The 22665-nt window shown below is 62.0% G+C and carries 28 protein-coding genes and 1 pseudogene; 27 read left to right on the top strand and 2 right to left on the bottom strand.

Annotated features, from left to right (window positions below; genetic code table 11):
- The first annotated feature begins 13 nt into the window (after nucleotides 1-13).
- The 22 genes and pseudogenes from mlaD (at nucleotide 14) to tatC (ending at nucleotide 15367) form a co-directional block, all read left to right on the top strand.
- On the top strand, nucleotides 14-520 hold the full coding sequence (mlaD, locus tag ACHMXK_RS19300; protein ID WP_397442135.1) for an outer membrane lipid asymmetry maintenance protein MlaD: 507 nt from the start codon (nucleotides 14-16) through the stop codon (nucleotides 518-520).
- Entirely contained in the window at nucleotides 517-1266 is a 750-nt protein-coding gene (locus tag ACHMXK_RS19295) for a VacJ family lipoprotein (protein ID WP_397442134.1), read from the top strand. Before mlaD ends, ACHMXK_RS19295 begins: the two co-directional genes overlap by 4 nt.
- A gap of 144 nt (nucleotides 1267-1410) precedes the next feature.
- Nucleotides 1411-2046: a phospholipid-binding protein MlaC gene (locus tag ACHMXK_RS19290; protein WP_397442133.1), complete on the top strand. Its 636-nt coding sequence runs from the start codon at nucleotides 1411-1413 to the stop codon at nucleotides 2044-2046.
- A 3-nt stretch (nucleotides 2047-2049) separates the two neighbouring features.
- Complete coding sequence (locus tag ACHMXK_RS19285; RefSeq protein WP_397442132.1) at nucleotides 2050-2319, top strand: lipid asymmetry maintenance protein MlaB; 270 nt, start codon at nucleotides 2050-2052, stop codon at nucleotides 2317-2319.
- Between the two features lie 82 nt (nucleotides 2320-2401).
- Complete coding sequence (locus ACHMXK_RS19280; RefSeq protein WP_397442131.1) at nucleotides 2402-3433, top strand: ABC transporter ATP-binding protein; 1032 nt, start codon at nucleotides 2402-2404, stop codon at nucleotides 3431-3433.
- Entirely contained in the window at nucleotides 3430-4185 is a 756-nt protein-coding gene (locus tag ACHMXK_RS19275) for an ABC transporter permease (RefSeq protein ID WP_397442130.1), read from the top strand. Before ACHMXK_RS19280 ends, ACHMXK_RS19275 begins: the two co-directional genes overlap by 4 nt.
- 33 nt (nucleotides 4186-4218) lie before the next feature.
- The gene (locus tag ACHMXK_RS19270) at nucleotides 4219-4464 is read left to right on the top strand and encodes a BolA family protein (protein ID WP_397442129.1); all 246 of its coding nucleotides are present in this window, start codon (nucleotides 4219-4221) and stop codon (nucleotides 4462-4464) included.
- A gap of 3 nt (nucleotides 4465-4467) precedes the next feature.
- Entirely contained in the window at nucleotides 4468-5742 is a 1275-nt protein-coding gene (murA, locus tag ACHMXK_RS19265; RefSeq protein ID WP_397442128.1) for a UDP-N-acetylglucosamine 1-carboxyvinyltransferase, read from the top strand.
- Nucleotides 5739-6386, top strand: coding sequence for an ATP phosphoribosyltransferase (gene hisG / locus ACHMXK_RS19260; protein ID WP_397442126.1), 648 nt, complete (start codon nucleotides 5739-5741; stop codon nucleotides 6384-6386). Before murA ends, hisG begins: the two co-directional genes overlap by 4 nt.
- Before the next feature lie 9 nt (nucleotides 6387-6395).
- Nucleotides 6396-7715 carry a histidinol dehydrogenase gene (gene hisD / locus ACHMXK_RS19255; RefSeq protein WP_397442125.1) on the top strand — a complete coding sequence of 440 codons (1320 nt, stop codon included), beginning with the start codon at nucleotides 6396-6398 and terminating at the stop codon, nucleotides 7713-7715.
- The gene (gene hisC, locus ACHMXK_RS19250; protein WP_397442124.1) at nucleotides 7712-8788 is read left to right on the top strand and encodes a histidinol-phosphate transaminase; all 1077 of its coding nucleotides are present in this window, start codon (nucleotides 7712-7714) and stop codon (nucleotides 8786-8788) included. Before hisD ends, hisC begins: the two co-directional genes overlap by 4 nt.
- Nucleotides 8785-9396 carry an imidazoleglycerol-phosphate dehydratase HisB gene (gene hisB, locus ACHMXK_RS19245; protein ID WP_397442123.1) on the top strand — a complete coding sequence of 204 codons (612 nt, stop codon included), beginning with the start codon at nucleotides 8785-8787 and terminating at the stop codon, nucleotides 9394-9396. Before hisC ends, hisB begins: the two co-directional genes overlap by 4 nt.
- A 94-nt stretch (nucleotides 9397-9490) precedes the next feature.
- A complete protein-coding gene (gene hisH, locus ACHMXK_RS19240) occupies nucleotides 9491-10168 on the top strand; it encodes an imidazole glycerol phosphate synthase subunit HisH (protein WP_397442122.1) in 678 nt (225 codons plus the stop codon).
- Between the two features lie 91 nt (nucleotides 10169-10259).
- Complete coding sequence (gene hisA / locus ACHMXK_RS19235) at nucleotides 10260-11000, top strand: 1-(5-phosphoribosyl)-5-[(5-phosphoribosylamino)methylideneamino]imidazole-4-carboxamide isomerase (protein ID WP_397442121.1); 741 nt, start codon at nucleotides 10260-10262, stop codon at nucleotides 10998-11000.
- Between the two features lie 3 nt (nucleotides 11001-11003).
- Nucleotides 11004-11782: pseudogene (gene hisF, locus ACHMXK_RS19230) on the top strand (imidazole glycerol phosphate synthase subunit HisF).
- Between the two features lie 142 nt (nucleotides 11783-11924).
- Nucleotides 11925-12320, top strand: a complete 396-nt coding sequence (gene hisI, locus ACHMXK_RS19225) for a phosphoribosyl-AMP cyclohydrolase (protein ID WP_397442120.1) — start codon at nucleotides 11925-11927, stop codon at nucleotides 12318-12320.
- Nucleotides 12321-12330: 10 nt separating this feature from the next.
- Entirely contained in the window at nucleotides 12331-12711 is a 381-nt protein-coding gene (locus tag ACHMXK_RS19220; RefSeq protein WP_397442119.1) for a phosphoribosyl-ATP diphosphatase, read from the top strand.
- Nucleotides 12712-12735: 24 nt separating this feature from the next.
- Entirely contained in the window at nucleotides 12736-13107 is a 372-nt protein-coding gene (locus ACHMXK_RS19215; protein WP_397442118.1) for a DUF4870 family protein, read from the top strand.
- A gap of 13 nt (nucleotides 13108-13120) precedes the next feature.
- Nucleotides 13121-13483, top strand: a complete 363-nt coding sequence (locus ACHMXK_RS19210; protein WP_397442117.1) for a histidine triad nucleotide-binding protein — start codon at nucleotides 13121-13123, stop codon at nucleotides 13481-13483.
- A 268-nt stretch (nucleotides 13484-13751) separates the two neighbouring features.
- Entirely contained in the window at nucleotides 13752-13994 is a 243-nt protein-coding gene (gene tatA / locus ACHMXK_RS19205) for a Sec-independent protein translocase subunit TatA (RefSeq protein ID WP_318408288.1), read from the top strand.
- Nucleotides 13995-14038: 44 nt separating this feature from the next.
- Nucleotides 14039-14506, top strand: coding sequence for a Sec-independent protein translocase protein TatB (tatB, locus tag ACHMXK_RS19200; protein ID WP_397442116.1), 468 nt, complete (start codon nucleotides 14039-14041; stop codon nucleotides 14504-14506).
- A gap of 66 nt (nucleotides 14507-14572) precedes the next feature.
- Nucleotides 14573-15367 carry a twin-arginine translocase subunit TatC gene (tatC, locus tag ACHMXK_RS19195; protein WP_397442115.1) on the top strand — a complete coding sequence of 265 codons (795 nt, stop codon included), beginning with the start codon at nucleotides 14573-14575 and terminating at the stop codon, nucleotides 15365-15367.
- 72 nt (nucleotides 15368-15439) lie between these two features.
- Here the strand turns inward: tatC and ACHMXK_RS19190 are convergent, their stop codons facing one another.
- Nucleotides 15440-16594 carry a trypsin-like peptidase domain-containing protein gene (locus ACHMXK_RS19190; protein ID WP_397442114.1) on the bottom strand — a complete coding sequence of 385 codons (1155 nt, stop codon included), beginning with the start codon at nucleotides 16592-16594 and terminating at the stop codon, nucleotides 15440-15442.
- A 210-nt stretch (nucleotides 16595-16804) separates the two neighbouring features.
- Here ACHMXK_RS19190 and cysK point away from each other — a divergent pair, with 210 nt between their 5' ends.
- From cysK to pdxA, 4 genes are all read left to right on the top strand, one after another.
- Nucleotides 16805-17728 carry a cysteine synthase A gene (gene cysK / locus ACHMXK_RS19185; protein WP_397442113.1) on the top strand — a complete coding sequence of 308 codons (924 nt, stop codon included), beginning with the start codon at nucleotides 16805-16807 and terminating at the stop codon, nucleotides 17726-17728.
- 226 nt (nucleotides 17729-17954) lie between these two features.
- The gene (locus tag ACHMXK_RS19180; RefSeq protein WP_397442112.1) at nucleotides 17955-19310 is read left to right on the top strand and encodes an MFS transporter; all 1356 of its coding nucleotides are present in this window, start codon (nucleotides 17955-17957) and stop codon (nucleotides 19308-19310) included.
- A 31-nt stretch (nucleotides 19311-19341) separates the two neighbouring features.
- The gene (locus ACHMXK_RS19175) at nucleotides 19342-20118 is read left to right on the top strand and encodes a Nif3-like dinuclear metal center hexameric protein (protein ID WP_397442111.1); all 777 of its coding nucleotides are present in this window, start codon (nucleotides 19342-19344) and stop codon (nucleotides 20116-20118) included.
- Nucleotides 20119-20149: 31 nt separating this feature from the next.
- Nucleotides 20150-21184, top strand: a complete 1035-nt coding sequence (gene pdxA / locus ACHMXK_RS19170) for a 4-hydroxythreonine-4-phosphate dehydrogenase PdxA (RefSeq protein ID WP_397442110.1) — start codon at nucleotides 20150-20152, stop codon at nucleotides 21182-21184.
- 107 nt (nucleotides 21185-21291) lie between these two features.
- Here the strand turns inward: pdxA and mscL are convergent, their stop codons facing one another.
- Nucleotides 21292-21723 carry a large conductance mechanosensitive channel protein MscL gene (gene mscL / locus ACHMXK_RS19165; protein ID WP_397442109.1) on the bottom strand — a complete coding sequence of 144 codons (432 nt, stop codon included), beginning with the start codon at nucleotides 21721-21723 and terminating at the stop codon, nucleotides 21292-21294.
- 258 nt (nucleotides 21724-21981) lie between these two features.
- Between mscL and petA the strand changes: the two genes are divergently transcribed.
- On the top strand, nucleotides 21982-22605 hold the full coding sequence (gene petA / locus ACHMXK_RS19160) for a ubiquinol-cytochrome c reductase iron-sulfur subunit (RefSeq protein ID WP_397442108.1): 624 nt from the start codon (nucleotides 21982-21984) through the stop codon (nucleotides 22603-22605).
- Nucleotides 22606-22665 lie beyond the last annotated feature (60 nt).

Raw genomic sequence — 22665 nt, 5'->3', positions numbered from 1 at the left:
TTTAGGAATCAAGATGCAACGCTCCAAAAATGACTTGTGGGTCGGCCTGTTTGTGCTGGCCGGCGCTGCAGCCGTCCTGTTTTTGGCACTGAAGTCGGCCAATTTGTTGACCTTGAGCTTCGATAAATCGTATGCGGTGGTCGCCAAGTTTGACAATATCGGTGGTTTGAAGCCACGCGCCGCCGTCAGAAGTGCGGGTGTGATTGTCGGCCGCGTTGAAAATATCACGTTTGATGACAAGTCCTATCAAGCCAGTGTTAATCTGGCATTGGAGAGCCGGTATGTTTTTCCCAAAGACAGCTCACTGAAAATTCTGACCAGTGGTTTGTTGGGTGAACAATACATCGGTGTTGAAGCGGGTGCTGATGAGAAAAATCTGGCGGCGGGTGACGTGATCAAACAGACACAGTCGGCCGTGGTGCTGGAAAATTTGATCAGCCAATTTTTGTACAGCAAGGCGGCGGACAGCGGTTCCAATTCGACGACTGCGCCACCGGCAGAGGCCCACGATAAAAAATGAAAACAACAAGCACGATGAAATCGGCCGCCCTCTGGGCTGGCTTGCTGGCGCTGGCCCTGCTGCAGGGCTGTGCCACCGGACCCAATCCGCGTGATCCTTTTGAGCCGTTTAACCGCGGTGTGACCCGTTTCAACGACGGCCTGGACGCGGCGGTGCTCAAGCCGGTGGCCGAGGTCTACCAGGCTGCCTTGCCTTCGCCGGTGCGCACGGGTGTCAGCAACTTCTTCGGCAACTTGTCGGACGTCTGGTCTTTCGTCAACAACCTTCTCCAGGCCAAGCCGCAGGCAGCCGGGGACAGCCTGATGCGGGTCAGCGTCAACACGGTGTTTGGCCTGGGCGGGGTGCTGGATTGGGCCACGGAAATGGGCATTGAAAGGCACCGCGAAGATTTCGGCAAAACCCTGGGCCATTGGGGCATGGGGACCGGTCCTTATCTGGTGCTGCCGGTGCTGGGCCCGTCGTCGGTTCGTGACGCGTCGGGGCTGGTGGTGGATATTTATGGCGAGCCGGTGTACCGGTCGGTGGACAGTGTCGCCACCCGCAATTCCCTGTATGTCCTTCGCGTCGTGGATCTTCGCGCCAGCCTGCTGCGTGCCGGTGAGGTGTTGGACCAGGCGGCGCTCGACAAATACAGCTTCACGCGTGATGCTTATTTGCAGCGCCGGGGTGCTGATCTTGGCACCAGCGGGGCGCCTGAAGAGCGTTTTGACCTGCCCGAAGCCACGCCGCCTGCCCCCGCGAAGTAAAAAAATCTTTACACAGCAGCGTCATAACTTCACCTGCCGACCCGAACCAACGCCAGAAAAACACAGTCCAATCAATCACTTGCCACTCAGTTGGGTTTTTTCGCCCGGCTCCGGCAGGCAGATGTTCCGACCTGAAAGGAAACCATGAACCGTCGAATTTTTAGCCATGTTGTTGGCGCTTCCCTTGCCCTGGCCTTGCTGGCTGTGGGCCCCGCAGCACGTGCCGCTGACGAGGCGCCGGATGTTCTGATCAAACGCACCTCCACCGAGGTTCTGGACACGATCCGGGCCGACAAGGCGATTCAGGGTGGTGATGTGAGCCGGGTCATCGCGCTGGTGGACAGCAAAATCATGCCGAATGTCAATTTCACGCGCATGACGGCCGCAGCCGTCGGCCGGAACTGGCGCCAGGCCACGCCCGAGCAGCAAAAACGGCTGCAGGAAGAGTTCAAGACCTTGCTGGTCCGTACCTACGCCGGCGCGTTGTCCCAGGTGAAGGACCAGACCATCAATGTCAAGCCGCTGCGTGCAGCACCGACAGATACCGAAGTGCTGGTGCGCACCGAAGTGATTGGCCGCAGCGACCCGATCCAGCTGGACTACCGCATGGAAAAAACCCCAAGCGGCTGGAAAATTTACGACCTCAACGTCTTGGGCATCTGGCTGGTGGATACCTACCGCACCCAGTTTGCGCAGGAAATCACCGCCAAAGGTGTGGATGGTCTGATCGCTACGCTGGTCCAGCGTAACAAGTCCAACAACGGCGACAAGAAGTCCTGAGTGATGCGGCTTCCTGCCCAGCTGACGCACGACCTGGCGGTGCCGGCGCTGTTGGCCCTGAAACAGGCGCTGGCGGCGCAAACGGGCGTTGCCGTGGTGGCGGATGCCAGTGCGCTGCGGATTTTTGATTCGTCGGCGCTGGCCGTCCTGCTGGACTGCCGCCGCGAAGTTTTGGCCGCCGGCAAGACCTTTTCCGTGCAGGGCCTGCCCGAACGCCTGCGCCAGTTGGCGGGTCTGTACGGCGTGGAAACGCTGCTGCCGGCGACCGCCTGACGCGGCTGCCCGGGGGGCTGAATGCCCTTATCTGCGCGACCTCGGGCAGACTCAGGGCTGACGCCCTTAAAATAGACGGCTCATGCCCGCCATCTCATTCCAGTCCGTCTCCAAAAATTACCACAGTACACGCAGCCGGTCCGGTCCCGGTGTCCGGGCGCTGGATGATGTCAGCTTTGACATCCAGCCGGGCGAGTTTTTTGGCCTGCTCGGCCCCAACGGTGCCGGTAAAACCAGTCTGATCAGCATTCTGGCGGGGCTCTCACGCGCCAGCAGCGGCACCGTGACGGTGCATGGCAGCGACGTGGTGAGCGACTATGCCAATGCCCGCCGCAAACTCGGCGTGGTGCCGCAAGAGCTGGTGTTTGACCCCTTTTTCACGGTGCGCGAGGCGCTGCGTATCCAGTCCGGCTATTTTGGCGTCAAGAACAACGACGACTGGATTGACGAGTTGCTGGCCAGCCTGGGCCTGGCCGACAAGGCCGATGCGAATATGCGGCAGCTGTCGGGCGGCATGAAACGCCGCGTGCTGGTGGCTCAGGCCCTGGTCCACAAACCCCAGGTCATTGTGCTGGACGAACCGACCGCCGGCGTCGACGTGGAGTTGCGCCAGACCTTGTGGCAATTTGTCGCCAAACTCAACAAGCAAGGCAGCACCGTGCTCCTGACCACGCATTACCTCGAAGAAGCCGAAGCCCTGTGCAGCCGCATTGCCATGCTCAAGCAGGGGCGTATGGTCGCGCTGGCGCAGACCTCCGAGCTGCTCAAGTCCGCATCCTCCAATGTGCTGCGTTTCAAGATCGACAGCGAGCTGCCCAAAGTGCTGGCCGACAAGGCCCGTATCACCGGCCGGATTGTGCAGTTGCCTGCGCACAATGCCCATGAAATCGAACAATACCTCAGCGCCATGCGCGAGGCCGGCCTGGTGGCCGAAGATGTCGAAATCCGCAAGGCCGACCTGGAAGATGTGTTCCTGGAAGTGATGGCTGAAAAAACAGGCACAAACCCATTTTTAGCGGAGCCTGCCTCAGGAAAAAGAGCCTCTCCTGATGGAATAAGGGGCAGCGCGACGCCGCCAGCCCGCGAAGCAAGCAGCGTGGGAGTCGCAGAATGACCGGCTGGCAAACACTTTTTTATAAAGAGGTGCTGCGTTTCTGGAAAGTCGGTTTCCAGACCGTGGGTGCGCCCGTGCTCACCGCCGTCATGTACATGCTGATTTTTGGCCATGTGTTGCAGGACCAGGTCAAGGTTTACGGCAGCGTCAGTTACACCGCCTTTCTGGTGCCTGGCCTGGTCATGATGAGTGTGTTGCAAAACGCCTTTGCCAACAGCTCGTCCTCGCTGATCCAGAGCAAGATCATGGGCAGCCTGGTGTTTGTGCTGCTGACGCCGCTGTCGCATTGGGCCTGGTTTTGTGCCTACGTCGGCTCCTCCGTGGTGCGCGGCCTGGCGGTCGGTCTGGGCGTGTTCGTGGTAACGGTTTATTTTGGGCGGCCGAGTTTTGTGGCACCGTTATGGATTCTGGTGTTTGCCGTGCTGGGTGCGGGTTTGCTGGGCGCCCTGGGGCTGATCGCCGGCCTCTGGTCGGAAAAGTTCGACCAGATGGCGGCCTTCCAGAACTTTGTCATCATGCCCATGACTTTTCTGAGTGGCGTTTTTTACTCCATCCATTCGCTGCCACCGTTCTGGCAAACCGTCAGCCACCTGAACCCGTTTTTCTACATGATTGACGGTTTCCGCTACGGCTTTTTCGGCATCAGCGACGTCTCGCCCTGGATCAGCTTCGCCATTGTGGGCACGGCTTTTCTGGTGGTCAGCGGCATAGCGGTGAACATGCTGCGTGTTGGCTACAAAATTCGCCATTGACCGATCATTTTTCTCTATAAGTATTCAAACACCATGACCAGCGAAGAACTACAGGCCATCATCCGTGCCGGCCTGGATTGCGACCACCTTGAGGTGACCGGCGACGGCCGGCACTGGTATGCCACCGTGGTGTCCAGCGCCTTTGAAGGCCAGCGCCTGATCCAGCGCCACCAGCGGGTGTATGCCACGCTGGGTGGCCGCATGCAGAGCGACGAGGTGCATGCCTTGTCGATGAAGACCTACACGCCCGTCGAGTGGGCCAACAATCCGGCCGCATAAAACATGGACAAACTACTTATCAAAGGCGGCAAAACGCTGGCCGGCACGGTGGATATTTCGGGCGCCAAAAACGCGGCCTTGCCGGAGTTGTGCGCCGCCTTGCTGACCGCCGAGCCGGTCACGCTGGACAACGTGCCGCGCCTGCAGGACGTGGCGACCATGCTCAAGCTGATCCGCAACATGGGTGTGACGGCCGAGCATGACGCCACCAAACCCGGTCGCATCACCATCAACGCCGGCGGCTTGAGTTCGCCGGAAGCCCCGTATGAGCTGGTGAAAACCATGCGCGCTTCGGTGCTGGCCCTGGGCCCGCTGCTGGCGCGTTTTGGCGAGGCCACGGTGTCTTTGCCAGGCGGCTGCGCGATTGGTTCGCGGCCTGTGGACCAGCACATCAAGGGCATGCAGGCCATGGGCGCCGAGATTGTGGTCGAACACGGCTACATGATTGCCAAACTGCCCGCCGGACAGACCAGGCTCAAGGGTTGCAGCATCACGACCGACATGGTGACCGTCACCGGCACCGAAAACTTCCTGATGGCCGCCAGCCTGGCCGAGGGTGAAACCATTTTGGAGAACGCCGCGCAGGAGCCCGAAATTGGCGATCTGGCCGAAATGCTGATCAAGATGGGCGCCAAGATCGAAGGCCACGGCACACGCCGCATCCGCATCCAGGGCGTGGAGCGCCTGCACGGCTGCACGCACCAGGTGGTGGCCGACCGCATCGAGACCGGAACTTTTCTCTGCGCCGTGGCCGCCACGGGCGGTGATGTGGTGCTGCGCCATGGCCGTGCCGACCACCTGGACGCGGTGATCGACAAGCTGCGTGAAGCCGGTGCCATTGTGACGGCGGGCGACGGTTTCATCCGTGTCCAGGCGCAGGGCCGCATGAAAGCGCAGTCTTTCCGCACCACCGAATACCCGGGTTTCCCGACCGACATGCAGGCCCAGTTCATGGCACTCAATGCGATTGCGCAGGGTTCCAGCACGGTGACCGAAACGATTTTTGAAAACCGTTTCATGCATGTCAACGAGATGCTGCGCCTGGGCGCAAAAATCCAGATCGAGGGCAAGGTGGCCGTCATGGAAGGGGTTGAAAAACTCTCGGGCGCCACGGTGATGGCGACCGATCTGCGGGCCTCGGCCAGCCTGGTGATTGCCGGCCTGGTGGCCCAGGGCGAGACCTTGGTTGACCGCATCTACCACCTGGACCGCGGTTACGACCAGATGGAAGCCAAGCTGCGTGGCATCGGCGCCGACATCGAGCGGGTAAAAGCATGATCACACTGGCATTGTCCAAAGGACGCATCTTCGACGAAACCCTGCCGCTGCTCAAAGCCGCCGGCATAGAGGTGCTGGAAGACCCGGAAAAATCGCGCAAGCTGATCCTGGCGACGAATCGGCCTGACGTGCGTGTGGTGCTGGTGCGCGCCACCGACGTGCCGACTTATGTGCAATACGGCGGCGCCGACCTCGGCGTGACCGGCAAGGACACCTTGATCGAACATGGTGGCCAGGGCTTGTACCAGCCGCTGGACCTGCAGATCGCCAAGTGCCGCATGAGTGTGGCGGTGCGCGCCGGTTTTGATTACGAAGCCGCCGTCAAGCAGGGTTCACGCCTGAAAGTGGCGACCAAGTTTGTCAGCATCGCGCGCGATTTTTTCGCCACCAAGGGCGTGCATGTGGACCTGATCAAGCTCTACGGCAGCATGGAGCTGGCGCCGCTGACCGGCCTGGCCGACGCAATTGTCGACCTGGTCAGCAGCGGCAACACGCTCAAGGCCAACCACCTGGTCGAGGTCGAACGCATCATGGACATCAGCTCACACCTGGTGGTCAACCAGGTCGCGCTCAAGCTCAAGCAGGCGCCCCTGCGCAACATCATTGATGCGTTTGCATCGGCCATTCCACCGTCCAGCCCCTGATAAAACGCTATGAATCTGGTAGCTACTCCCGCCCGTCTGTCCACGGCTGACAGCACTTTTGATGCTCAACTGAAGGCGCGGCTGCAGTGGTCCGCCGAAACCGACGCGGCGATCGAGCAAGTCGTGGCCGACATCCTGGCCGACGTGCAACAACGCGGCGATGCCGCCGTGCTGGACTACACGCGCCGGTTTGACCACCTCGATGTCAATTCCCTGCAGGCGCTGGAGCTGACGCAGGCTGAACTCAAGGCCGCTTTCGACACGATTCCCGTCGCCCAGCGCGAGGCGCTGCAGGCGGCCGCGCGCCGTGTGCGCAGCTACCACGAGGCCCAGAAGAAGGCCAGCGGCGAAAGCTGGCAGTACCGCGACGAAGACGGCACCTTGCTGGGCCAGAAGGTCACGCCGCTGGATCGCGCCGGTATTTATGTGCCCGGCGGCAAGGCGGCTTATCCTTCCTCGGTGCTGATGAATGCGATTCCCGCCCATGTGGCCGGTGTTGGCGAAATCATCATGGTGGTGCCCACACCCCGGGGCGAAAAAAACGCGCTGGTGCTGGCCGCCGCTTATGTGGCCGGTGTCACACGCGCCTTCACCATAGGCGGCGCGCAAGCGGTGGCGGCGCTGGCTTACGGCACGGCGACGATTCCCGCCGTCGACAAGATCACCGGCCCCGGCAACGCCTATGTGGCGGCCGCCAAACGCCGGGTTTTTGGCACCGTCGGCATAGACATGATTGCCGGCCCCAGCGAAATCTTGGTGCTGGCCGACGGCAGCACGCCGGCCGACTGGGTGGCCATGGACTTGTTCAGCCAGGCCGAACACGACGAGCTGGCGCAAAGCATTTTGCTCAGCCCCGACGCGGCTTACCTGGATGCGGTGCAGGAAGCCATCAACCGCTTGCTGCCGGCCATGCCGCGCGCCGAGATCATCGCCAAATCGCTGAACGGCCGCGGCGCCTTGATCCAGACGCGCAGCATGGAAGAGGCCTGCGCCATCAGCAACCGCATTGCGCCCGAACACCTGGAAGTCTCCAGCACCGACCCGCAACGCTGGGAGCCACTGCTCAAACACGCGGGGGCGATTTTCCTCGGTGCTTACACCAGCGAATCGCTGGGCGACTACTGCGCCGGCCCGAATCACGTGCTGCCAACCAGCGGCACGGCGCGTTTTTCCAGCCCGCTGGGTGTTTACGATTTCCAGAAACGCTCCAGCCTGATCGAGGTCAGCGAAGCCGGGGCGCAAACCCTGGGCAAAATCGCCGCCGAGCTGGCTTACGGCGAGGGGCTGCAGGCGCACGCCCGCGCCGCTGAAATGAGAATGAAAAAATGAACAACATCGCGCCCAAGCTGAAAAATTTGATTCGGCAAGATATCCAGTCCATGCACGCTTATGCGGTCCAGGATTCCGCCGGCCTGCTCAAGCTCGACGCGATGGAAAACCCGCACCGCCTGCCGGCCGACTTGCAGGCCAAGCTGGGCCAGCGCCTGGGCGCCCTGGCGCTGAACCGCTACCCGGACGGCCGCATCAACGACTTGCGTGCGGCACTGGCCGCGTATGCGCAGATGCCCGAAGGCTTTGACATCATGCTGGGCAATGGCTCGGACGAGTTGATCTCGCTGTTGGCCATGGCCTGCGACGTGCCCGGTGCCACCATCCTCGCGCCACTGCCCGGTTTTGTGATGTACGGCATCAGTGCGCAACTGCAGGGCCTGAAGTTTGTCGGTGTGCCCTTGACGCCGGACTTTGAACTCGACGAAGCCGCCATGCTGGCCGCGATGGCCGAACACCAGCCGGCCATTGTTTACATCGCCTACCCGAACAACCCGACGGCCAATTTGTGGGACGACGCGGTGATTGACAAAATCATCGCCGCCGCGCCCGGCCTGGTGGTCATCGACGAGGCTTACCAGCCGTTTGCCAGCAAAAGTTACATCAACCGCATCGCCCGGCACCCCCATGTGTTGCTGATGCGCACGCTCAGCAAGTTCGGCCTGGCCGGTGTGCGCCTGGGTTACCTGATGGGCCCGAAAGCGCTGATCGCCGAGATCGACAAGGTACGCCCGCCTTACAACATCAGCGTGCTGAACTACGAGTGCGCCTTGTTTGCGCTCGAACATGCCGAGGTGTTTGCGGCCCAGGCCCAGGACATACGGGCGCAGCGTGCTATTCTTTTGGAAGCGCTGCAGGCCTTGCCGGGTGTCAAGACCTGGAACAGCGACGCCAACATGATCCTGCTGCGGGTGCCGGATGCCCAGAAAACCTTTGAGGGCATGCGTGCCCGCAAGGTGCTGGTCAAAAACGTTTCTAAAATGCACCCATTGCTCGCCCAATGTTTGCGCCTGACGGTCGGCACCGCCGACGAGAACCGGCACATGCTGGCAGCCCTTAAAGAATCACTATGACCACCCCCACGACCCTGGCGCCCCGCACCGCCGAAGTCTCGCGCAACACCGCCGAGACCAACATCACCGTCAAGCTCAACCTGGACGGCACCGGCCAGGCGGCCCTGTCCACCGGCATCGGTTTTTTCGACCACATGCTGGACCAGATTGCGCGCCATGGCCTGATTGACCTGGACATCCAGGCCAAGGGCGACCTGCACATCGACGGCCACCACACGGTGGAAGACGTGGGCATCACCTTTGGCCAGGCCGTGGCCCAGGCCGTTGGCGACAAAAAAGGCTTGCGCCGTTACGGCCACGCTTATGTACCGCTGGACGAAGCTTTGTCACGTGTGGTGATCGACTTTTCGGGCCGGCCCGGCCTGGTGATGAACGTGCCTTTCAAAAGCGGCATGATTGGCAGCTTTGACAGCCAGCTCGCACATGAGTTTTTCCAGGGTTTTGTGAACCACGCGTTTGTGACCCTGCACATCGACAACCTGAAGGGCGAAAACGCCCACCACCAGGCTGAGACCGTGTTCAAGGCCTTTGCCCGCGCGCTGCGCATGGCGCTGGAGATCGATCCACGCGCCGCCGGCGTGATTCCTTCGACCAAAGGTTCGCTGTAAGGCCCATCTGCATGTGTTCAAGCATCAAATTGGCATCCAGCCCAGGATTTACGGGTATAAGCAGCTATAAATACAGTAGCGGGTCCGGCGTCTGATGGCATCCAACAAAACAGTCGCCGTGGTCGATTACGGCATGGGCAATCTGCGCTCCGTGTCGCAGGCGGTCCAGCATGTGGCGCAAGGCAGCGGCTTTGACGTGGTGGTGACGTCCCGCCCCGAAGACGTGATGAACGCCGAACGTGTGGTTTTGCCGGGGCAGGGCGCGATTGCCGACTGCATGCGCGAACTCGCCGAGTCCGGCCTCTTGCCCGCCGTTTTGCATGCGGCCGCGCATAAACCGCTGTTTGGTGTGTGTGTGGGCATGCAGATGCTCCTGACCCACAGCGCAGAAGGCCAGCCCGGTGACGGCGGCGCCGGCACGGCCGGCCTGAACCTGATTCCCGGCGAGGTCCTCAAATTCGACCTGGCCGGACGCATGCAGCCCGACGGCAGCCGTTACAAGGTGCCGCAAATGGGCTGGAACCAGGTTTACCAGTCCGCCTCTGGCCACCCGGTCTGGGCCGGTGTGCCCGACGGCGCCTATTTTTACTTCGTGCACAGTTTCTACGCCCGTCCGTCGGATGCGCGCCACACTGCCGGCGAAGCCGACTATGGTGGGCGCTTTACGGCGGCGGTTGCGCGCGATAATATTTTCGCGACGCAGTTTCACCCCGAAAAAAGCGCCGACCACGGACTGGCCCTGTACCGCAATTTCCTGCACTGGAAGCCTTAACCCCAAGCTTTTCAAAGCCCTTCACCGCCCGCCGGCCCCGGCCGCAGCGGTTTTCCTTCACTCCAACCTCACCGTTTTTCCTTTATTGCCCATGCTACTTATCCCCGCGATTGACTTAAAAGACGGCCATTGCGTGCGCCTCAAACAGGGCGATATGGACCAATCCACCATCTTCAGTGAAGACCCGGCCGCCATGGCGCGCAGTTGGGTCGACAAAGGCGCGCGCCGCCTGCACCTGGTGGATTTGAACGGGGCATTTGCCGGCAAACCGAAAAACGAAGCCGCGATCCGCAAGATCCTGGCCGAAGTCGGCAGCGAAATCGACGTGCAGCTGGGTGGCGGCATCCGCGACCTCGACACCATCGAGCGTTACCTGGATTCCGGCCTGCGTTACGTGATCATTGGCACGGCCGCGGTGAAAAACCCCGGCTTTCTGCAGGACGCCTGCACCGCTTTTGGCGGCCACATCATCGTCGGGCTGGACGCCAAGGACGGCAAGGTCGCCACCGACGGCTGGAGCAAGCTGACCGGCCACGAAGTGATTGACCTTGGCAAGAAATTCCAGGACTACGGCGTCGAATCCATCATCTATACCGACATCGGCCGCGACGGCATGCTCAGCGGCATCAATATCGACGCCACCGTCAAACTCGCCAAGGCCCTGACCATTCCCGTGATCGCCTCGGGTGGCCTGTCCAACATGGCCGACATCGAAGCACTTTGTGCGGTCGAAGACGAAGGCGTCGAAGGCGTGATCTGCGGCCGTTCAATTTACAGCGGCGACCTGGATTTTGCCGCCGCTCAGGCCAAAGCTGACGAACTTAACGGATAACGCTTGTTAGCCAAACGCATCATTCCCTGCCTCGACGTCACCGGCGGTCGCGTCGTTAAAGGCGTGAATTTCACCCAGCTGCGCGACGCCGGTGACCCGGTGGAAATCGCCGCGCGTTACAACGAGCAGGGCGCCGACGAACTGACTTTTCTGGACATCACCGCGACCAGCGACGGCCGCGACCTGATCCTGCACATCATCGAAGCCGTGGCCTCGCAGGTGTTTATCCCGCTGACGGTGGGCGGCGGTGTGCGCACGGTGGACGATGTGCGGCGCCTGCTGAATGCCGGTGCCGACAAGACCAGTTTCAACTCGGCCGCGCTGGCCAACCCGCAGGTGATTGAAGACGCCTCGGCCAAATACGGCGCGCAATGTATCGTGGTCGCCATCGATGCCAAACGCCGCAGCGACGAAGACGCGGCCACCCGCGGCGCCGGCTGGGACGTTTACAGTCATGGCGGCCGTAAAACACCGGCCTGGACGCTGTCGCCTGGGCCACCGAGATGGCGCGGCGCGGCGCCGGCGAAATTTTGCTGACCAGCATGGACCGCGACGGCACCAAGGCCGGCTTCGATCTGGCGCTGACCCGCGCCGTGAGTGACGCCATCAACGTGCCGGTGATTGCTTCCGGCGGCGTCGGCAACCTGGACCACCTGGCCGACGGCATCCAGCTGGGCGGCGCCGATGCGGTGCTGGCCGCCAGCATTTTCCATTACGGCGAATACACGGTGCAGCAGGCCAAGGCGCACATGGCCGGGCGCGGCATCCCGGTGCGAATCTAGGCAACCCCCGTCGGCTTGGCGCACTTCGTGTCGCTACGCCTTCCCCCTGTTGGGGCGATATCTGCGGTCCGGCGGAGCCGGTCCCGCGATATCCAGACCTGGGATATCCCCGAGGCCTCTCCAAATCCATGACAATTGGCGCATGACTCAAAATTGGCTAGACGACATCAAATGGGACGGCCAGGGTTTGATCCCGGTGATTGCCCAGGAAGCTTCCAGCGGCGACGTGCTCATGTTTGCCTGGATGAACCGCGAGGCGCTGCAAAAAACCGCCGAGCTGGGCCAGGCCGTGTATTACAGCCGCTCGCGCGGGCGGCTGTGGCACAAAGGCGAAGAGTCCGGCCACCTGCAGACCGTGCATGAAATCCGGCTGGACTGCGACAACGACGTGATTCTGCTCAAGGTCACGCAGCTTGGCCATGAACCCGGCATTGCCTGCCACACAGGTCGCCACAGCTGTTTTTTCAGCCTGTACAAGGACGGCCAGTGGGTCGTGACCGAGCCGGTCTTGAAAGACCCGCACAGCATCTACAAATAAAACAAGACCTATGAGCTCCAACGATTCCCTGCAGCGCCTGGCGCACATCATCGAAAGTCGCAAAGCGGCCAACGGCGGCGACCCGGGCACCAGCTACGTGGCGCGCCTGTTGCACAAGGGCCCGGACGCCTTTTTGAAAAAAATCGGCGAAGAAGCCACCGAAACCGTGATGGCGGCCAAGGACATCGACCACGGCGGCGCCACACCCGAGTTAAAAGCCAAACTGGTCGGCGAAGTCGCCGATTTATGGTTTCACAGCATGATTGCGCTGGCGCATTACGGCTTGAGCCCGGCCGACGTGATTGCCGAGCTGGAGCGCCGCGAAGGCACCAGTGGTATCGAGGAAAAGGCCTTGCGCAAGGTGCAGGCCCGTGACGCGACTGAAAAATAAGGCAAGTGCCCCAAAGAGGAAACCATGAGCGAGACAGATTTGGCTGAATTCGATTACAAAACCTCCAATGACCGCACCATCATGCATGTGCTGTACGGCCTGCACACGCTGGCCTGGTTCAGTGGCGGCATTTTTGCGGTGATCGCCCTCATCATCAATTACATCCGCCGTGCCGACGAGTCCGACGCCTTGTACATCGACCACCACAACTACATGATCCAGACCTTCTGGTGGACCGTGATGTGGCTGGTGCTGCTGTCGCCCCTGTGGCTGCTGTTTTTGTTGCCCGGCATGGTGGCCTACGGCATTGTGTACCTCTGGTACCTGTACCGCTGCATACGCGGCTGGCTACGTTTCAACAGCAACCGGCCGGCCCGCGTCACCCCTTTTATCTGAGCCGCAGACACCCATGAGCCATTCCGAAGACAACTGCATTTTTTGCAAAATTGCCGCCGGCAAAATCCCCAGCACCAAGGTCTACGAAGACGAGGACATCTTCGTTTTCGACGACATCCACCCCTGGGCGCCGGTGCATTTTTTGATGATTCCGAAAGCCCACATTGCCTCGATGGCCCAGGTCGGGCCGGCCCACGAAGCGCTGTTGGGCCGCATGATGACGCTGGCGCCCAAGCTGGCCCTGGAAAAAGGCTGCCGACCCTACCCCGAGGGTGGTTTTCGCATGGTGGTCAATACCGGCGCCGAAGGCGGGCAGGAAGTACAGCATTTGCACCTGCACGTGATGGGTGGTCCCCGGCCCTGGCTGCGCGGCTAAAAATAGAGCCCCCACGCTTGTCGCTTCGCGTGCTGCGCTGCCCCCCGAGGGGGCTGGCCTTGCTTGGGGCGGCCCTGCGCGGCGGCCGTTGCCCCCAAGCGGGTGCTTCGCGGACTTTGCTGACCCCTTGCAGGGCCGGCATTCCCCCGCAAATACCAGTTGAGCCGGCAGGGTGGTCAATGCAAGTCAAGACGGCGAAACGGCGTACAAGGCCCTTAGAATGGGCGCAACGTTGTGCAAGATTGCAATTAAAGATTAGGAGCAAAACATGGGTTCATTTTCCATTTGGCATTGGTTGATCGTTCTGTTGATCGTGGTGATGGTGTTCGGCACCAAAAAGCTCAAAAACATGGGCAGCGACCTGGGCGGCGCGGTCAAGGGTTTCAAGGACGGCATGAAAGAAGGCGGCCAGACCGCTGACGAAAAAGCCGACGCGGCCGCCGGTCAGGTGACCCACGCCCAAAGCGCCGACAAAACCACGATCGACGTCGAAGCCAAGCAGAAGTCTTGATTGGCAGCCGCTCTTTTCCTGACGACTCTCAGGGCTGAACTGCCGTGATCGACATCGGCCTGTCCAAAATCGCCCTGATAGGCGCGGTGGCGCTGATCGTGATCGGCCCCGAAAAACTGCCGCGGGTGGCCCGCATGGTGGGCATGATGCTGGGCAAGGCGCAGCGTTATGTCAATGACGTCAAGCAGGAGGTCAACCGCTCGATGGAGCTGGATGAACTCAAGAAGATGAAGGAATCCGTCGAGGGCGCTGCCCGCGATGTCGAAAACTCCATACAGACCAACGCCAGCGACTTTGAAAAATCCTGGGCGGAAACCACGGGCACGACGTCCAGCGACGAGTTGCCGGGCATGATCAGTTTCCCCGAGTACAAACACCCGAAGAAAAACTGGCGGCTGAAAGCCGGTGCCACACCGCAGTGGTACAAGTCCCGCGCCGGTGTGCGCACCAAGGCGCTGTCGGGCGCGGCGCGTGTGGCGCGTTTTCGCCCACGTCCGGCCCGCAATGCCTGATTTTTCGTTTTATCGGCCTTTTCCCGCGCACCCCACGGCGCCTTCCATCCAGCGCAAAGTTCTGCCATGAGCGATTCCAACACCGACAAGCCCGACGAACTCGCGGGCACCGAGCAGCCTTTTGTGCAGCACCTGATGGAGTTGCGCGACCGGATGATCAAGGTGGTGATCGCCATCGGTATCGCCGCCGGCGTGCTGGCCCTCTGGCCCGGTCCGGCCGTGCTGTTCGACCTGCTGGCCGCGCCGCTGGTCGCCACCTTGCCCAAGGGCGCCTCGCTGATCGCCACCTCGGTGATTTCGCCGTTCATGGTGCCCCTGAAAATCATGCTGATGGCCGCTTTCATGCTGGCCTTGCCGGTGGTGCTCTACCAGGTCTGGGCCTTTGTCGCGCCCGGCCTTTACACCCATGAAAAGAAACTGGTGATGCCGCTGGTGGTGTCCAGCACCGTGCTGTTTTTTGTCGGTGTGGCTTTTTGTTATTTCTTTGTCTTCGGCCAGGTGTTTCGTTTCATCCAGGGTTTTGCGCCCAAGTCGATTGTGGCGGCGCCGGATATCGAGGCCTACCTGGGTTTTGTGCTGAGCATGTTTCTGGCCTTCGGCATGGCGTTTGAGGTGCCGATCGCGGTGGTGGTGCTGGCACGTATGAACATCGTCAGCGTCGAGAAACTGAAAAGTTTCCGCGGCTACTTCATCGTGCTGGCTTTTGTGGTCGCCGCGGTGGTCACGCCGCCGGATGTGGTGTCACAGCTGGCCCTGGCCATTCCGATGTGCCTGCTTTACGAAATCGGCATCTGGGCGGCGCAGATATTTATCAAGAACACCCAGGCGCCGCCAGAAGACACCGAAGTCGCCAAGTCTTAAGCGAAAAAGGCCTGCAGCCCTTGATCCATGGGCGCAAGCAGCTATCAATCCAATAGCGAATCAAATCCCGATCTAGCGCCGCACCTTGGGCCGTTGGCGGGTGCCGGGCACCACCGGAATATCGGTCTTTTTGTCCTTGCGCCACACGCTCAGCGGCGCCGGCACGCCCGGCTTGAGGGCGGCCACGGCGCTCAACAACTCGGACACGGTTGCCACCGGTTTGCCTGCCACCTCGACAATCACGTCGCCGGGCACAATGCCGGCCTGCGCCGCCGGGCCGTTTTGCAGCACCCCGGTGATGATCACACCGCCGGCCTTGACCGTGTCGGGCTTGATGCCAAAGGTCTCGGCCAGCTCCGGGCTCAGGTCCTGCGGCTCCACACCAATCCAGCCACGTGTCACCTGGCCGTCCTTGACGATGCTTTCCAGCACCTGTTTGCCGGTGGACACCGGAATCGCAAAGCCAATGCCCATGGAGCCGCCCGAGCGTGAATAAATCGCGGTGTTGATGCCTAACAGCCGGCCCTGGGTATCGACCAGAGCACCGCCGGAGTTGCCGGGGTTGATGGCCGCATCGGTCTGGATGAAGTTCTCGAAGGTGTTGATGCCCAGCTGGTTGCGGCCCAGCGCGCTGACAATGCCGCTGGTGACGGTTTGCCCGACGCCAAAAGGGTTGCCTATGGCCAGTACCGGGTCGCCGACCTGCGCCGTGTCCGAACTGCCGAGCACGATGACCGGCAATTTATCCAATTCGATTTTCAGGATGGCCAGATCGGTTTCCGGATCGGTGCCTATGACCTTGGCCTTGGCCTTGCGTGTGTCGTTGAGAATGACCTCGATGTCGTCGGCGCCGTCGACCACATGGTTGTTGGTCAGGATGTAGCCGCTGGCGCTGACGATGACGCCACTGCCCAGGCCGACCTGCGGCTCGCTCTGGCCCTGGTCGCCGAAGAAGAAGCGGAACCAGGGGTCGTCCATGTTGGGGTTGCGTGCCGCCGTTTTGCTGGTGTTGATGCTGACCACGGCGGCCGACGCGGTTTTGGCGGCCGCGGCCAGGCTGCCGGGCGCGGGAGCAGGTGGCGTGGTGCCGGCCGGCGCCTGGATCACGGCAACCGCATTGCCCAATGTCGAGCGGCTCAGCCACTGCGGCTGCAGCGTGGCCACCACAAAATAGGCGGCCAGGAGCACCGTGACGGTTTGGGAAAACAAAAGCCAGGATTTGCGCATGGTGGTTCCAGGGTGAAACGGCGGAGAGGTCGGGAAAAGTCGGGCAAACGGGTCAGGGGCGTGACCTGAAATCGGCCGCCCCCTCATGCGCCAATTCTCGCCCAATTTGTGCGCCCGGTTCCGGCCTGACAGCGCGTCAGGCCGGCGCCAAGCCTCATAATTTGCCAAATCCCAGGCCAAGCCACCACAACGACCCTCAAGGACCTTGCCATGAAAGCTTCCAGCGTTCTCGCCACCATAGGCAACACGCCGCATATCCGCATGAACCGGCTGTTTGGCGCGGCCTGCCAGACCCACCAGATTTACATCAAGTCCGAACGCAGCAACCCGGCCGGCTCCATCAAGGACCGCATCGCGTTGTCCATGGTCGAGGCGGCGGAACAATCCGGCGCGCTCAAGCCGGGCGGCACCATCATCGAGCCGACCTCGGGCAACACCGGCGTCGGGTTGGCCATGGTGGCGGCGGTCAAGGGTTACAAGCTGGTGCTGGTGATGCCCGACAGCATGAGCCTCGAACGGCGCCGCCTGATGCTGGCCTACGGCGCGACCTTCGAGCTGACCCCGCGCGAAAAAGGCATGAACGGCGCGATTGCCCACGCGAAAGAACTGGTGGCCCAAACGGCTGGCGCCTGGATGCCGCAGCAGTTTGACAACCCGGCCAACATCGACGCCCATGTGCGCACCACCGCACAAGAAATCCTGGCCGACTTTCCGTTGGGCGTGGACTACCTGATCACCGGGGTGGGCACAGGTGGCCATTTGAGCGGCGTGGCCCAGGTGCTCAAGGCCAAGTTTCCGCACACCCAGGTGTATGCGGTCGAGCCGGCGGCCTCGCCGGTGATCAGCGGCGGCCTTCCTTCGCCGCATCCCATCCAGGGCATAGGCGCGGGTTTTATCCCGGTCAATCTGCAGACCAGTTTGCTCGACGGCGTGATCCAGGTCGAAGGTGATGCCGCCAAGGACTACGCGCGCCGCTGCGCCGCGCAGGAAGGCCTGCTGGTTGGTATTTCCTCGGGTGCCACCCTGGCGGCGATTGCGCAAAAGCTGCCGGAGATTCCGCCCGGCAGCACGGTACTGGGTTTTAACTACGACACCGGCGAACGTTATCTGTCGGTCGAAGGTTTCCTGCCCTGAAGGTCGGAACCAACCGTTAATTCCAAAGCATTAAGGGAAAACCCTTAAAATACAGGCAGGCTGTGCAAGCCGACCTGTTCCTCGCGGCAGCCACCATACCGGGCTGCCGCCCGCCTGACGCCAGACCCTGGCGCGCCCTGAACGGCCGCTGGCGGCAGGCAGTGACCCCGCCTGTCCCTTTTCGCGCAGCAGTTTTTCAACACTGATCACTGCCTCGGGAAGACCCATGACCAAGCCGACTCCATCCCGCGCGGGCGCCGCTGCCGCGCCTTCGCGCACGCTTTCCCGCCACGATTACCAGACCCTGGGGCTGTCCGCCCTGGGCGGCACGCTGGAGTTTTACGACTTCGTGATCTACGTCTTTTTTGCCACCGTGCTGGGCGGCCTGTTTTTTCCCGCCGACATGCCGGACTGGTTGCGCCAGTTGCAGACCTTTGGCATTTTTGCCGCCGGCTACCTGGCGCGTCCGCTGGGCGGCATTGTGATTGCGCATTTCGGCGACAAGCTGGGCCGCAAACGCATGTTCACGCTGAGTATTTTCATGATGGCGCTGCCTACGCTGGTGATCGGCCTGTTGCCCACCTATGCCAGCATTGGTGTGGCGGCGCCGCTGCTGCTGCTGGCCATGCGGGTCTTGCAGGGCGCGGCGATTGGCGGTGAAATGCCGGGCGCCTGGGTTTTTGTGGCTGAACATGTGCCGGCCAAACGTTATGGCCTGGGCATAGGCACGCTGACGGCGGGTATCACCGGCGGCATCCTGCTCGGTTCGCTGGTCGCGATTGCACTGAACCGCCACTACAGCCCGGCGCAGGTGAGCGACTTTGCCTGGCGTATTCCTTTTATCCTGGGCGGTGTTTTTGGCATGGTCTCGGTCTATCTGCGCCGTTTTCTGCAGGAAACCCCGGTGTTCCAGGAATTGGCCGCACGCCGTGACGTGGCCCGCGAGATGCCGGTCAAAACGATTTTGCGCGAGCACCGCGCCGCCAGCCTGCTGGTCGGCCTGCTGACCTGGGTCTTGTCCGCCGCCATCGTGGTGGTGGTGCTGTTCACGCCGACCTATTTGCAGACCGTGCACCACATTCCCGTGACCTTGGCGCTGGAGGCCAACTGCATCGCCACCCTGATGTTGACCTTGGGTTGTGTGTTGGTCGGCTGGGCGACGGACCGTTTTGGTACACGTCCGGTGATGCTGATCGGTTTTACCGGCCTGTTTATCTCGGCCTATCTGTTTTACAGCGGCCTGCCCGGCACACCCGCCTCGCTGATGCTCAGCTACGCGCTGGTGGGCCTGTTTGTAGGCATCATCGCCGTGGTGCCCATCGTCGGTGTGCGGGCGTTTCCGGCGGCGGTGCGTTTTTCCGGCCTGTCTTTTGCCTACAACATGTCTTACGCCATTTTTGGCGGCCTGACACCCATCATCATCAGCGCCTGGGTGCAACAGGACGCGATGGGTCCGGCGCATTACGTTGGCGGGCTGGCCATCCTGGGTTTTGCCCTGGGCCTGCTGCCCATGACCCACCGCGCTTATGTCGAGAAACAGCTGGGGAAGAAGGCGGCACGGCGCGGCCCGCGCAAGGCCTGACGTGACGCTGCGGGCCTGAGACAATCGGCACATGACTACTTCTCCTCAGGCTAGCCGACAGGATGTGTTGCAGGCGTTCGATGCGCTGCTGCAGCCCGAACGTTTCAAGGACTACGGCCCCAATGGCCTGCAGGTCGAAGGCAAGGCCGAGCTGCGCAAAATCGTGTCCGGCGTCACCGCCAGCCTGGCGCTGATCGAGGCGGCGGTGGCCGCGCAGGCCGATGCGATTTTTGTGCACCACGGCCTGTTCTGGCGCGGCCAGGACGGCCGTGTCACGGGCTGGATGAAACAACGCCTGGCGCTGCTGCTGGCGCATGACATCAACCTCTATGCCTACCATTTGCCGCTGGACGCCCACCCGGAACTGGGCAACAACGCCCAACTGGGGCGGCAACTGGGCTTGCGTGCCGAGCGTTATTTCGGCGAGAACAACCTGGGCTTTTTGGGCCACCGCAGCGACGCTGCCGAGGGTTTTGACAACGCCGAGCAACTGGCCGAACACATCCAGCATGCATTAAATCGGCCTGTGGTCCTTGTAGGACGGGCGCAATCAGCTATTAAAAACATAGCGTGGTGCAGCGGTGGCGCGCAAGGTTATTTCGAGGCGGCGATTGCCGCCGGCACCGATGCCTTCATCACCGGCGAAATCTCCGAGCCGCAAGCGCATTACGCCCGCGAGATGGGCGTGGCCTTCATCGCCTGCGGCCACCACGCCTCCGAGCGTTACGGCGCGCCCGCCGTGGCCGCGCATGTGGCGGCGCAGTTCGGGCTGGCCCATGAATTCATCGACATCGACAACCCGGCATGAGCGCCGCAGTGCGAAGCACCAAGGTATTCGAATGAACAAACCTTTTCTCATCACCATGGGCGATGCGGCCGGTATTGGCCCGGAAATCATCGCCAGGGCTTTTCGCGATGCGCCGGCTGACATGGCCGCTTGTGTGGTGGTCGGCGACGTGGCCACCCTGCGCCGTGCCTGCGCGCTGACGGCGGCGTCGGTGCCGCTGGCCGTGGCGCAGCTGGAGACCCTGGCGCAACTCAGCTCGGTGCCGCCGCGCTGCATCCCGGTGCTGCAAAAATGTGAGTTGCCTGCGCCCGTCCCTTATGGGCTGGTGAGTCCTTTGGCCGGGCAAGCGGCCGCCGATTGCATTGTCTGGGCCGCCCGCGCCGTGCTGGCCGGTGAGGCCGCCGCCCTGGTCACCGCGCCGATCCACAAGGAGGCCCTGGCCGCCGCCGGCGGCTGGGCCGCGCAGTTTCCGGGACATACCGAAATGCTGCAGGCCGAGGCCGCGGCGTTTCTCGGCAAGCCCGTGCAGGACGTGCCGGTGCGCATGATGCTGGCCAACAACGAGCTCAAGACCGTGCTGGTCAGCATTCACATGTCGCTGCGCCAGGCGATAGCGGCGGTGACTTTTGACCAGGTGCTGCAGACCCTGCGCATCACACACACCGCGGTGGGCGCCAGCCTGGGCCGGCCGCCGCGCATCGGGGTGGCGGGCCTGAACCCGCACGCGGGCGAGGGCGGTCTTTTTGGAAGCGAAGAGCAGACCATCATCGCGCCGGCCATCGCCGCCGCGCGGGCTGAAGGCCTGGACGTCAGCGGGCCTTTTGCGCCGGACACGGTGTTCATGCGCGCACGCAACACGCCGGACAAGCCCGGCGAGTTCGACGTGGTGGTGGCGATGTACCACGACCAGGGCCTGATCCCGGTCAAATACCTGGGGGTGGAGCAGGGCGTGAACGTCACCTTGGGCCTGCCGCTGGTGCGTACCAGCCCGGACCACGGAACGGCGTTTGACATCGCCGGCAGTGGCCAGGCCGACCCGGCCAGCCTGATCGCGGCGATTCGCATGGCACGCCAGTTGGCCGCCTGAATCGCGGATTCCTTGAAAATTCAAGGAAAAAGTGCCTCTAGCCCAGGAAGGGCGGGCGCAGGCAGCTATCAAGTTGGTAGCGGCTGCCGGCGCCGGCTGCTTCGGGCTTAGCGGTTTTTCAGGCTGTCGCGAATTTCGCGCAGCAGCACCACGTCTTCCGGCGTGGGTGCCGGCGCAGCGGGCGCGGCCGGGGTTTCCTTTTTCATGCGGTTGATTTGTTTGATCATCAGGAAAATGATGAAGGCCAGGATGGCGAAGTTGACCGCCACCGTGATGAAGTTGCCATAGGCAAACACCGGAACGCCGGCTTTTTTCAGGGCGTCCAGGGTGGTGGCGGTTCCCGCGGGCACGCTGCCCAGCACGATGAAGAGGTTGGAAAAGTCAATCTTGCCGATCACCGCGCCCACCACCGGCAGGATCAGGTCGCTGACCACGGAGTCGACAATCTTGCCGAAAGCCGCACCGATGATCACGCCGACCGCCAGATCAACGACGCTGCCCTTGATCGCAAACTCCTTGAATTCCTGCATCATGCCCATGGTGTACTCCTTGTTGTTGGCTGAATCAGTGCTTGCCGCTGGGATGCCGGCCCGCAGCCAGATTATGGTCGCAGCCCGTGGGTTTGCACCAGCCCGGATGGTGGTTGCCGCCACGGTGGCGGCCGCGCCATGCCGGCGTCGGGCGCTCGGGAGGGCGCCTGGCCGCTTGAAATAACCCTTCGCGCTCCGCTACAATCCCGGGTTGACCCCGATAAGCCCCTTTTCAAGTTTTTCAAGCCACGTTCTTGTAGGACATCCATGACCCAAGCAAGCCACAAGGTGCCGCTCAGTGCGCCGATCGATAAAGATAAAAGAAACTGGATCGTGACCACCTGCGCCGTTGGCGGCGCTGGTGTTGCCGCTGTTGCTGTGCCCTTTGTCAGCACGTTTCAGCCGTCCGAAAGAGCCAAGGCCGCGGGTGCCGCCGTCGAGGTGGATATCTCGGCCATGAAGCCTGGTGAAAAACTGACCGTGGAATGGCGCGGCAAGCCGGTCTGGATCGTCAAGCGCACACCCGCGCAACTGGCCGAACTGCCCAAGCTTGATTCGCAACTGGCGGATCCCAAGTCCGAGCGCAAGCCCGACGAACTCACACCCAAATACGCCCGCAACGACGTCCGTTCGATCAAGCCCGAGATTTTTGTGGCCGTCGGCATTTGCTCGCACCTGGGTTGCTCACCTATCGACAAGTTTCAGCCCGGCGCGCAGCCTTCGCTGCCGGACGACTGGGAAGGCGGCTTCCTGTGCCCCTGCCATGGCTCGACCTTCGATCTGGCCGGCCGTGTGTATAAAAACAAGCCGGCGCCGGACAACCTGGAAGTGCCACCCCACATGTACCTGTCAGACGCCAAGCTGCTGATCGGTGAGGATAAAAAAGCCTGAAGCTTTGCTGGACAAGCAGGCCGGCGCCGTGTGGCGTCCGCCCAAGTCCTCCACCGACTA

The sequence above is a fragment of the Polaromonas sp. UC242_47 genome (assembly GCF_044452385.1).
Lineage (GTDB): Bacteria > Pseudomonadota > Gammaproteobacteria > Burkholderiales > Burkholderiaceae_C > Polaromonas.
Note: the sequence above shows the minus strand (reverse complement) of the source record. Positions and strands in the feature narration are given on the sequence as shown.

Bases quoted from the DNA above. Each gene is read 5' to 3' on its own strand.
- ACHMXK_RS19175 (WP_397442111.1), top strand. From the start codon at position 19,342: ATGACTACTTCTCCTCAGGCTAGCCGACAGGATGTGTTGCAGGCGTTC.
- hisG (WP_397442126.1), top strand. From the start codon at position 5,739: ATGATCACACTGGCATTGTCCAAAGGACGCATCTTCGACGAAACCCTG.
- ACHMXK_RS19295 (WP_397442134.1), top strand. From the start codon at position 517: ATGAAAACAACAAGCACGATGAAATCGGCCGCCCTCTGGGCTGGCTTG.
- ACHMXK_RS19280 (WP_397442131.1), top strand. From the start codon at position 2,402: ATGCCCGCCATCTCATTCCAGTCCGTCTCCAAAAATTACCACAGTACA.
- mscL (WP_397442109.1), bottom strand. From the start codon at position 21,723: ATGGGCATGATGCAGGAATTCAAGGAGTTTGCGATCAAGGGCAGCGTC.
- ACHMXK_RS19215 (WP_397442118.1), top strand. From the start codon at position 12,736: ATGAGCGAGACAGATTTGGCTGAATTCGATTACAAAACCTCCAATGAC.
- hisD (WP_397442125.1), top strand. From the start codon at position 6,396: ATGAATCTGGTAGCTACTCCCGCCCGTCTGTCCACGGCTGACAGCACT.
- ACHMXK_RS19290 (WP_397442133.1), top strand. From the start codon at position 1,411: ATGAACCGTCGAATTTTTAGCCATGTTGTTGGCGCTTCCCTTGCCCTG.
- ACHMXK_RS19220 (WP_397442119.1), top strand. From the start codon at position 12,331: ATGAGCTCCAACGATTCCCTGCAGCGCCTGGCGCACATCATCGAAAGT.
- pdxA (WP_397442110.1), top strand. From the start codon at position 20,150: ATGAACAAACCTTTTCTCATCACCATGGGCGATGCGGCCGGTATTGGC.
- hisB (WP_397442123.1), top strand. From the start codon at position 8,785: ATGACCACCCCCACGACCCTGGCGCCCCGCACCGCCGAAGTCTCGCGC.
- petA (WP_397442108.1), top strand. From the start codon at position 21,982: ATGACCCAAGCAAGCCACAAGGTGCCGCTCAGTGCGCCGATCGATAAA.
- ACHMXK_RS19285 (WP_397442132.1), top strand. From the start codon at position 2,050: ATGCGGCTTCCTGCCCAGCTGACGCACGACCTGGCGGTGCCGGCGCTG.
- ACHMXK_RS19275 (WP_397442130.1), top strand. From the start codon at position 3,430: ATGACCGGCTGGCAAACACTTTTTTATAAAGAGGTGCTGCGTTTCTGG.
- ACHMXK_RS19270 (WP_397442129.1), top strand. From the start codon at position 4,219: ATGACCAGCGAAGAACTACAGGCCATCATCCGTGCCGGCCTGGATTGC.
- ACHMXK_RS19210 (WP_397442117.1), top strand. From the start codon at position 13,121: ATGAGCCATTCCGAAGACAACTGCATTTTTTGCAAAATTGCCGCCGGC.
- ACHMXK_RS19180 (WP_397442112.1), top strand. From the start codon at position 17,955: ATGACCAAGCCGACTCCATCCCGCGCGGGCGCCGCTGCCGCGCCTTCG.
- ACHMXK_RS19190 (WP_397442114.1), bottom strand. From the start codon at position 16,594: ATGCGCAAATCCTGGCTTTTGTTTTCCCAAACCGTCACGGTGCTCCTG.
- murA (WP_397442128.1), top strand. From the start codon at position 4,468: ATGGACAAACTACTTATCAAAGGCGGCAAAACGCTGGCCGGCACGGTG.
- hisH (WP_397442122.1), top strand. From the start codon at position 9,491: ATGGCATCCAACAAAACAGTCGCCGTGGTCGATTACGGCATGGGCAAT.
- tatC (WP_397442115.1), top strand. From the start codon at position 14,573: ATGAGCGATTCCAACACCGACAAGCCCGACGAACTCGCGGGCACCGAG.
- mlaD (WP_397442135.1), top strand. From the start codon at position 14: ATGCAACGCTCCAAAAATGACTTGTGGGTCGGCCTGTTTGTGCTGGCC.
- cysK (WP_397442113.1), top strand. From the start codon at position 16,805: ATGAAAGCTTCCAGCGTTCTCGCCACCATAGGCAACACGCCGCATATC.
- tatA (WP_318408288.1), top strand. From the start codon at position 13,752: ATGGGTTCATTTTCCATTTGGCATTGGTTGATCGTTCTGTTGATCGTG.
- hisC (WP_397442124.1), top strand. From the start codon at position 7,712: ATGAACAACATCGCGCCCAAGCTGAAAAATTTGATTCGGCAAGATATC.
- hisI (WP_397442120.1), top strand. From the start codon at position 11,925: ATGACTCAAAATTGGCTAGACGACATCAAATGGGACGGCCAGGGTTTG.
- hisA (WP_397442121.1), top strand. From the start codon at position 10,260: ATGCTACTTATCCCCGCGATTGACTTAAAAGACGGCCATTGCGTGCGC.